Here is an 8,811-nt window from a genome sequence, read left to right on the forward strand (position 1 = left end):
GACGGCGGTGAGCGCGGCGGCCGCGACCAACGCGAACGGCCGGCGGCGCGAGCGCCCGGCGTGCAGGTTCGCGAGCACGACGCGGTGGTCGACCGCCTCGGCGGCCTCCGCCGCGATCGCCTCGCGGATGAGAGCTTCCTGGTCGGTCATCGCAGCACCTCCGCCGGCACGTCCTCGTTGACCCGCAGCGTCTTGAGCGCCCGGGAGATGTGACTGCGCACGGTGCCTTCCGTGCAGCCCAGGATGCGGGCGATCTCGGCGTCCGTGCTGTCCTCGTAGTAGCGCAGCACGAGCGCCGCCCGCTGCTTGCGCGGCAGCACGGCGATCCGGGCGCGCATCGCGTCCCGCTCCGCGTGCCGCACGGCCGGGTCGGCGACCAGCGGCGACAGCTCGTCGAGCGCGGCGTGCGTGGAGGACACGTCCCGCGACGACCGGAGCCGCCGCCACGAGAGGTAGTCGTTGGTCACCATGCGCTTCACGTACAGGTAGGGCGCGTCCACCGCCCCGATGCGCGCCCACTTCTGCCGCGCGCGCAGGAGCACGTCCTGCACGATGTCCTGGGCGAGGTGCTTGTCGCACGTCAACGCCGTGGCGTAGCGCAAGAGTCGATCCAGGCGATCGGTGACGAACCGGTCGTAGTCGTCGTCCCGCACGTCGCCCCCTTCCGGTGCCGCTGTGGGTCGGTTAGCGCTCGGGAAACCCTTCGGAGGACGCGTCACGTTGAACCGACCGGGTGTGACCTGTGCCACGTGACGGCGGGCACGTCGGCGTCGGCGGCCCGCCGGCTGGGGTCGCCCGGCCGCCGTTCTTGATCGTGGTGAACAGGTCACTTCTCGGGCCGGAGCCTGGCTGGGCGGCCCGCGCACGGGGTACTTTCCGGTCGCCCGTCGCAGACCACCCAACCACGGGGAGCCCATGCGATTCCTGTTCCGCCCGCCCGCCACCGAAGCCGGTGGGCTGCTCGCCCTGCCGTGGGCACAGCCGCTGGAGGAGTGGGACGAGCGGCTGCTGCTGACCGTGCCGCAGCGGGGCATCTCCCGGCACGTGGTGCGGTTCGTGGCCAGCGAGGGCCAGGTGTACGCGCTCAAGGAGATCGCCGAGTCGCTGGCGCGCCACGAGTACGCGATGCTCGGCGACTTCGAGAAGGAGGGCCTGCCCGCGGTGTCGGTGCTGGGCCTGTGCGTGGACCGCCCGGACGACCAGCAGGCGATCCTGGTCACGCGGTACCTGGAGCACTCGATGTCCTACCGGTACCTGTTCTCCAGCCCGCGCGGCGAGCACTCGGCGGACCGGCTGGTGGACACGCTGGTCGAGCTGCTGGTGCGGCTGCACCTGTCCGGCACGTTCTGGGGCGACTGCTCGCTGTCGAACACGCTGTTCCGGCTCGACGCGGGCAACCTGGCCGCCTACCTGGTCGACGCGGAGACCGTGGAACGCCACCCGATCCTGTCCGCGGGCCAGCGCACCTACGACGTGGACCTGGCGCGCGAGCGCATCGGCGGCGAGCTGATGGACCTCGAGGCCGGCGGCCTGCTGCCGCCCGACATCGACCCCGTCGAGGTGGCCGACAGCGTGCCCCGGCGTTACGCCGCCCTGTGGGACGAGGTGACGCGCGAGGAGTTCTTCCGGCTGGACGAGCAGCGCTACCGCGTCGCCGAGCGCCTGCGCCGGCTCAACGACCTGGGGTTCGACGTCGGCGAGGTGGAGCTGGTCACGTCGGACAGCGGCGCGCGGCTGCGCGTGGACATCCGCGTCGCCGAGAGCGGCCAGCACCGCCGCGAGCTGTTCAAGCTCACCGGTCTGGAGGTGCAGGAGGGCCAGGCCCGGCGCCTGCTCAACGACCTCCGCTCGTTCCGCGCCTACCTGGAGCAGCGGGACGGCCACCCGGTCCCCGAGACCACCGCCGGCCACCTGTGGCGCAACGAGGTGTACGACCCGGTGGTCGCCGCCGTGCCGCCCGACCTGCTCGGCGTGCTCGCGCCGGCCGAGCTGTTCCACGAGGTGCTGGTCCACCGCTGGTACCTGTCCGAGAACGCGGGCCGGGACGTGGGCACGACCGCGGCGCTGCGGTCCTACCTGGCCACAGTGCTGCCGGGGCAGGACGGTGACCAACCCGACGACCTGACCGACGACGACCTGGCGGACGACGACCTGGCCGACAACGCGGAGGACGACCCGGCGGAGGACGACCCGGCGGAGGGCGATCGACCTCCCGGGACGGCGGGTGCCGGGGCGTCGCGGCCGGTCGCCTAGATTCGCCCCATGATCTTCGGGATCGCCGCCCTCGTCCCCGCGCTGTTCTTCGTCGTCGGCGTGCTCCGGGACCGGCGGCGGCTCGCGAACGCGGTGTGGCTCGGCGTGACGCTCGTGTTCCTGCTGCTCTGGCTGGTCTTCGGCGCAGCGGCGAGCGACGGGTGGCCCGCCGCCGCGGTCGCGATCGGGCTGGTGGCGGTGCTGCTGGGGCTGGGGCTGGTGCTGCCGGTCGCGTTGATCGCGAACGGCGTGCTGCTGGTGCGGCGGGAGGGTTTCCGCCCGGCGAACCTGCTGTCGCTGCTCGCCGGCCTCGCGATCTTCGGCGTGGTCCTCGCGTTCGGGTTCGCCACCGCGCACACCGGCCCGGTGGTCGACGTCGTGATCGGGTCGCTGCTGATCGTCGCCGCGTACGTCGCGTTCCTGTTCGTCAGCCTGCTGCTGTACTCGATCGCCTACGGCAGCGTCGGCCGCCGGACGGGGTTCGACGCGATCGTCGTGCTCGGCGCGGGCCTGATCGGTGACCGCGTGCCGCCGCTGCTGGCCAGCCGGCTGGACCGCGCGATCCACGTGTACCGCCGCGAGGTCGACGCCGGCCGGGCGCCGCTGCTCGTCGTCTCCGGCGGCCAGGGGTCGGACGAGGCGGTGTCCGAGGCGGCGGCGATGCGCGAGTACCTGCTGCGCCGCGACGTGCCCGACGACCGGATCGTGCCGGAGGACCGGGCGACGACCACCGAGGAGAACCTGCGGTACAGCGCGAAGCTGCTCGTGGACCGCGGCTGGAACGGCCGGGCGGTGGCGGTGACCAACAACTTCCACGTGTTCCGCGCGGCGGTGCTGGCCCGGAGGCTCAAGCTGCGGATGCAGATCATCGGGGCGCCCACGGCGCGGTACTTCCTGCCCAGCGCGTTCCTGCGCGAGTTCGTCGCGCTGCTCGCCCAGAACCCGGTCACGCATACCGTGACGTGCGGTGCGCTGGTCGCGCTGCACGTGGCGCTGACCCTGGGCTGAGCGGCGTCACACCCGCACGGTGAGCGCGGCGGTGTACCCGGCGGACACGTCGCCGGCGACGTCGGCCAGCTGCTCGTCGTGCCCGTCGCGGAACACGGTGTCGCTCGTCAACGACGTCCGCGCCATGTTCCGCACGCTCTGCACGTACCCGGCGGTGCCGTAGACGGCCTTGCAGACGTCCTCGGGCAGCGCGAGCTGGGACGTGGTGATCTTCGTGCCCGCCTTGGTCGCCTCGGCGAGGCTCGGGTAGACCTCGAAGTGGACGTGCGGCCACCGTCCCGAGTAGGCGCCGGGGAAGACGCTGGTGAACGCGAGCCGGCCGGACGGGTCGGCCTCCTGCACCCCGCGCAGGTAGTCCTCGTCCGTCACGCCCGGCGAGTACAGCGAGTACCGGCCGTCGATGTCGCAGTGCCACACGTACACCGCCGCGCCCGCGAGCGGCGCGCAGCCGGCGTCCAGCACGGTGAGCTCGATGCGCAGCGGCACGCCCTCGGCGGTGCGCGAGCCGGTGCCGGAGCTGGTGCGGATGTCACCGCGCACGATGCCGGACCTGGTGAGCACGTTCGGGCCGTTGGACCCGTCACCGGGGAAGGGTCCGGCGCTCTCGGCCGGGATCACGTCACCGCACCCGCCGGCGGTCGTGGGCGGTGACGTCGTCGCGGGCGGGTCCGCTCCCGTCGCGCACGCCGTCAGCGAGGCGAGCCCCGCGCCGCCCAGGAGCGCGAGGGCGTGCCTGCGGGTCACCGCGGCGAGGTCGAAGGCGAGTCCGCGGTCGTGGATGGGGGTCATGTCCTCCACAGTGACCCCGAATCCCGTGTCCCGCCTGCGGAACGCCGGTCGGATTGCCCGCGGGCGCGGCGCCGCGGTCAGAACGGGAACTGGGTGGGGGTGCCCGCGATCGTGACCCAGCGGGTGGTCGTGAACGCCTCCACGCCCCACCGCCCGCCGAACCGGCCGTAATCACTGGCCCTCACCCCGCCGAACGGCGCCTGCGGCTCGTCGTCCACGGTCTGGTTGCCGACGTGCACGATCCCGGTCCGCAGCCGCCGCGCCACGGCCAGACCGCGCCGGGTGTCCTCGGTGAGCACGCCCGCCGTCAGGCCGTACTCGGTGTCGTTGGCGAGCGCGATGGCCTCCTCGTCGTCCGCGACCGCGATCACCGTCACGACCGGCCCGAAGACCTCCTCGTGGTGGACCCGCATCGCGGGCGTGACGCGGTCCAGCACGGTCGCCGGGTAGGCCGAGCCGTTCGGCTCGCCGCCTCCGGCACGGACCCGCGCGCCGCGCTCGACGGCGTCCGCGACCAGGTCGGCCACCCGTCGCGCCGAGCGCGGGTCGATCACCGGGCCCACCACCGTCGCCGGATCGGCCGGGTCGCCGTGCGGCAGCCGGGCGACCTTGGCGGCCAGCCGGGCGGTGAACTCCTCCGCGATCGAGTCGTGCACCAGCACCCGGTCGGCCGACATGCAGATCTGGCCCGCGTTGGTGAACCCGCCGAACGCCACCGCGTCCACCGCGTGGTCGAGGTCGGCGTCGTCCAGCACGAGCACGGCGTTCTTGCCGCCGAGTTCCAGCACGGCCGGCTTGAGGTGCCGGGCGGCGAGTTCGCCGATGATCCGGCCGACCCGCGTGGAGCCGGTGAAGTCGACCGCGCGCACCCGGTCGTCGGCGATGAGCGCCTCGGCGACGGCCGCCGCGTCGGCCCGGTCGTTGGTGACGACGTTGAGCACGCCGTCCGGCAGACCCGCCTCCCGCAGCACGTCGGCGAGGAACAGCCCGCTCGCGATCGGGGCGTCCTCGCTGGGCTTGAGCACGACGGTGTTGCCGACCGCCAGCGGCGTCGCGATCGCCCTCGTGCCGAGGATGACCGGCGCGTTCCACGGCGCGAACGCCGCCACCACGCCGACCGGCTCGCGCACCGCGAGGGACAGCCGGCCGTCGACCTCGGTGGTGAGGACGTCGCCGACCGGCCGGGTCGCGGCGGCCGCGGCCTCGCGCAGGATGCCCGCCGCGAGCGCGACGTTGAAACGCGCCCACCCGGCCACGCCGCCCACCTCGTCGGCCATGACCGCGACCGCCTCGTCGACCCGCGCCTCCAGCACGTCGGCGGCCTTGAGCGCGATCCGCCGCCGGGACGACGGCGGCATCGCCGACCACGCCGGGAACGCGGCGACAGCCGCCTCCACCGCACGGCGAACGTCCGCCGGCCCCCCGGCGGCGACGGTCGCGTACACCTCGCCGGTGTGCGGGTCGAGGTCGGCCGTGGTCCGCCCGTCGGCGGCCGGCACGTCCCGACCGCCGAGGTGGAGGCCGCGCTCCAGGATCATCAGGGCTCCGTTCGCCCAGCGAAATACTGTTCGCTGAGGACACACAGCCTGTCGGTCCGTCCCGCCCGCCGTCAAGATCGGCCTACGATGAATCGCACACCGCGACCGCCTCGGTCCGGACCGACCAGACGGGACCAGACCGTGCCGGACGTCGCCCCCACCGAGGCCGCGCCGGGCCCGGTGACAGGGGCCGGCGCGGGCACGTTGGAACGCGGGCTGGCCGTGTTGCACGCCGTCGCGAGCCACCCCGAACCACGCCTGCGCCGCGGCGACCTGACCAAGGCGACCGGCCTGCCGAGGTCCACCGTGGACCGGATCGCGGCGACCCTGCTGCACCTCGGGTACCTGCGCGCCGAAGGGCCGGACCTGCTGCTCTCCCTGCGCGCGATGGAGCTCGGCAACGCCTACCTGGCGTCGTGCGGCCTGGTCCACCCGCTCGCGCCGCTGCTCACCCGGCTCGCCGACGAGCTGGACGAGTCCGTGACCCTGACCGTGCCCGACGTGGACGGCGTGCGGCTGATCGCCCAGTCGACCCGGCGGCGCGCGGTGTACCTCGCGTTCCACGTCGGCGGGGTGCTGCCGGACGACCGCACGGCCGCGGGCGTCGTGCTGGCCGCGACGTGGCCCGAGGAGCGGTTCGCGGCGTGGCGGCGACGCCGGGCCGGCGACCCGCTCGACGCGGGCTTCCCGGCCGTCCCGCCGCTGACCGCGCCCCCCGACGACCGCGAGGTGCTGTTCCGCGCCCGCGTCGCGGAGGCCCGTGCGAAGGGGTGGGCGCTGGACGACCAGTGGGTCGAACCCGGCCTGCTGGCCATCGCCGCACCGGTGCACGACCCGGCGGGCCGGCCGGTGGCGGCGGTGAACGTGCTCACCCACACCAGCAGGCACACCGCCGACACGTTCCCGGACACCGTCCTGCCCCGGCTGCGGGTCGCCGTCGCGGACATGGAGGCAGCCCTGCGCCCGCCCGCCACCACCCCCCGACCAGCCACCACCACCAAAACCGCCGCGCCTGCCGCAGCGGCGGTCGATGCCGCTGCCGTCACCGCCACCGCCGCAGCCGCGCCCGCGACTGAGGCCGCTACCACTCGGGCCTCCGGGGTCGGGGCCGATGCCACCGCGATCGGAACCGCCGGGGTAGGCGGGGTCGGGACTGGAGTCGCCGTGACCGGTGCCGCTGGGGTCGGTGCTGTGGGAACCACCACCATCGGTGCCGCCGGGGCCGGGGATGCCGCGATTGGCGCGAGGGTGACCGGGGCCGGTGGCACCGGGGTCCGGGGTGCTGAACCCACCGCCGACGACCTCCGGTCGGCCAAGGAGGCGCTGGGCATGGAGTTCCTCGAAACGCTGGCCCGCGGCCTGGCCGTGTTGACCGCGTTCCGCCACGCGCCGGACGGCCTCACGATCTCCACCGCCGCCGAGGCGAGCGGCCTGCCCCGCGCCTCCGCACGACGTGCCCTGCACGTGCTGTGCGACGCCGGTTACGCCTCGACCGACGGCCGGAAGTTCGCGCTGCTGCCCCGGGTGCTGGACCTCGGCTACGCCCGCCTGGCCCCGCTGACCGTGTCGGACATCGCCCAACCCCACCTGGCCGACCTGGCCGCCGCCGTGGGGGAGTCGGTGTCCCTGGCCGTCCTGGACGGTGACCAGGTCCGGTACGTCGCGAGGGTCGCCGCGGGACGGGTCATGCGGGTCGACATCACGGTCGGCAGCCGGTTCCCGGCCCGGGCGACGTCACTGGGCCGCGTGCTGCTGGCCGCACGCCGAGGCACGCCGGCGGACGACTGGGCCATCGTGGACGAGGAGCTGAACGAAGGGCTGCGCTCGCTCGCGGTCGGCGTGCGTGACGGGTCGGGCGCGGTGATCGCCGCGGTCGGCGTCGCGCTGCACGTCGGCCGCACCACGCAGGCGGAGACGGCGGCACGGCTGCTGCCGCCGCTGCGGCTGGCCGCCGCCCGGATCGAGGCCGACGTGGCGGTGGCGTTCGACCAGGCGCAGCTGGTCGTCCACTGACGGCCGCCGCGGGCCGGGCGCACGGTCGTCGGCCGAACGGCGGCCACGCCAGGGCGATCACGACGACCGGTGACGTGGCCGTGCTCGTCGCGGCCGGGCTGGTCGGCGGGGGTCGCGCGGCGGGGTGGACGAGCGCGAAGTCCTCACCGCCTGGCGCGCCCGGTTCGAACCCCGCGGGACGTGAACCGGCGTCCGTCCTCATCGGTCCGAACGCGCCGGCGGGCGGTCCGGACGAAACTCCTCTCCGGTGCAGTTTGCGGCTCGCCACGCCGGGTAGTCGGTCGGCGTCCGAAGTGGTACCTCTTCCGCGACGCACGGGAGTCGAGATGACCCGACCCGACACGGCATCGACGCGCACGCCGGTCCAACTGGCCGCCACGGCCGTGGGCGCGGTGTTCCTGGTGGTGGGCATCGCCGGGTTCATCCCCGGCGTGACCACCGACTACGACACGCTCCAGTTCGCAGGCCACGAGTCCCAGGCCAAGCTCCTCGGCCTGTTCGCGGTCTCCATCCTCCACAACATCGTCCACCTCGCCTTCGGCGTCCTCGGCCTGGTCATGGCGCGGACGGCGCGGGGCGCCTTCGGGTACCTCGTCGGCGGCGGCGTGATCTACCTGGTGCTGTGGCTGTACGGCCTGGTGATCGACCACGACAGCGCGGCCAACTTCGTGCCGGTCAACACGGCCGACAACTGGCTGCACCTGCTGCTGGGGCTCGGCATGATCGCCCTGGGCTTCATCCTGGACCGCTCGTCCCGCAAGGGCGGCGCCCGAGTCCGGTGACGAGTCGTCCGGGCGGTGGAGCGCCGCCCGGACGGTGACGTGCCGCTCGACCGAGCCGGTGGCGGCTCCACGGACCCGACCGTGGCCGCCACCGGCTCGCAGGCCTGTCGTGCGACCGTGCTCGTCCACCCCAGGGCAGTCCACCCCCAGGCCGTCCACCCAGGCCGTCCACCCTCTGCCGCGCGGCGACATCTTCCGCCGCGCGGCAGGGGCGGCTGCGTCTACACGTCGTGGACCATCGTCCCGCCGTCGCGGACCGCCCCGTCGACGGCGGCGGCCTCGACCACCTCCGACAGACCGGTCGCCAGCCGGTAGACGCGGACCGTTTCGGCCGCGATCCGGGCCGTGCTGTACCGGGCGTCCACGCGGTCCGCGGCGGCCACGCCGTAGGCGTCGCGCCGGGCGGCGTCGGCCAGCAGCGGGCGCAG

At 74.4% G+C, this 8,811-nt stretch carries 8 protein-coding genes; 4 read left to right on the top strand and 4 right to left on the bottom strand.

The window, feature by feature from the left end:
• Positions 1-146 precede the first annotated feature (146 nt).
• Positions 147-653, bottom strand: a complete 507-nt coding sequence (locus ACFQ3T_RS31470) for a SigE family RNA polymerase sigma factor (RefSeq protein WP_380728896.1) — start codon at positions 651-653, stop codon at positions 147-149.
• A 262-nt stretch (positions 654-915) separates the two neighbouring features.
• On the opposite strand from ACFQ3T_RS31470, the gene ACFQ3T_RS31475 reads away from it, so the two are divergent.
• On the top strand, positions 916-2,253 hold the full coding sequence (locus ACFQ3T_RS31475) for a DUF4032 domain-containing protein (RefSeq protein WP_380728898.1): 1,338 nt from the start codon (positions 916-918) through the stop codon (positions 2,251-2,253).
• Between the two features lie 9 nt (positions 2,254-2,262).
• Positions 2,263-3,261: a YdcF family protein gene (locus ACFQ3T_RS31480; protein ID WP_380728900.1), complete on the top strand. Its 999-nt coding sequence runs from the start codon at positions 2,263-2,265 to the stop codon at positions 3,259-3,261.
• 6 nt (positions 3,262-3,267) lie between these two features.
• On the opposite strand, the gene ACFQ3T_RS31485 is transcribed toward ACFQ3T_RS31480, so the two are convergent.
• Together ACFQ3T_RS31485 and ACFQ3T_RS31490 are read right to left on the bottom strand one after the other, a co-directional pair.
• Positions 3,268-4,050: a dioxygenase family protein gene (locus ACFQ3T_RS31485; protein WP_380728902.1), complete on the bottom strand. Its 783-nt coding sequence runs from the start codon at positions 4,048-4,050 to the stop codon at positions 3,268-3,270.
• 77 nt (positions 4,051-4,127) lie between these two features.
• Positions 4,128-5,588: an aldehyde dehydrogenase family protein gene (locus ACFQ3T_RS31490; protein WP_380728903.1), complete on the bottom strand. Its 1,461-nt coding sequence runs from the start codon at positions 5,586-5,588 to the stop codon at positions 4,128-4,130.
• A 141-nt stretch (positions 5,589-5,729) separates the two neighbouring features.
• Between ACFQ3T_RS31490 and ACFQ3T_RS31495 the strand changes: the two genes are divergently transcribed.
• Entirely contained in the window at positions 5,730-7,601 is a 1,872-nt protein-coding gene (locus tag ACFQ3T_RS31495; RefSeq protein ID WP_380728906.1) for an IclR family transcriptional regulator domain-containing protein, read from the top strand.
• Positions 7,602-7,927: 326 nt separating this feature from the next.
• Positions 7,928-8,383: a DUF4383 domain-containing protein gene (locus ACFQ3T_RS31500; protein ID WP_380728909.1), complete on the top strand. Its 456-nt coding sequence runs from the start codon at positions 7,928-7,930 to the stop codon at positions 8,381-8,383.
• Between the two features lie 221 nt (positions 8,384-8,604).
• Here ACFQ3T_RS31500 and ACFQ3T_RS31505 read toward each other — a convergent pair.
• On the bottom strand, positions 8,605-8,811 hold a 207-nt coding region (locus tag ACFQ3T_RS31505), incomplete at its 5' end, for a hypothetical protein (protein WP_380728911.1).

It is taken from the genome of Saccharothrix hoggarensis (genome assembly GCF_042678885.1).
In the GTDB taxonomy this organism is placed as follows: domain Bacteria; phylum Actinomycetota; class Actinomycetes; order Mycobacteriales; family Pseudonocardiaceae; genus Actinosynnema; species Actinosynnema hoggarensis.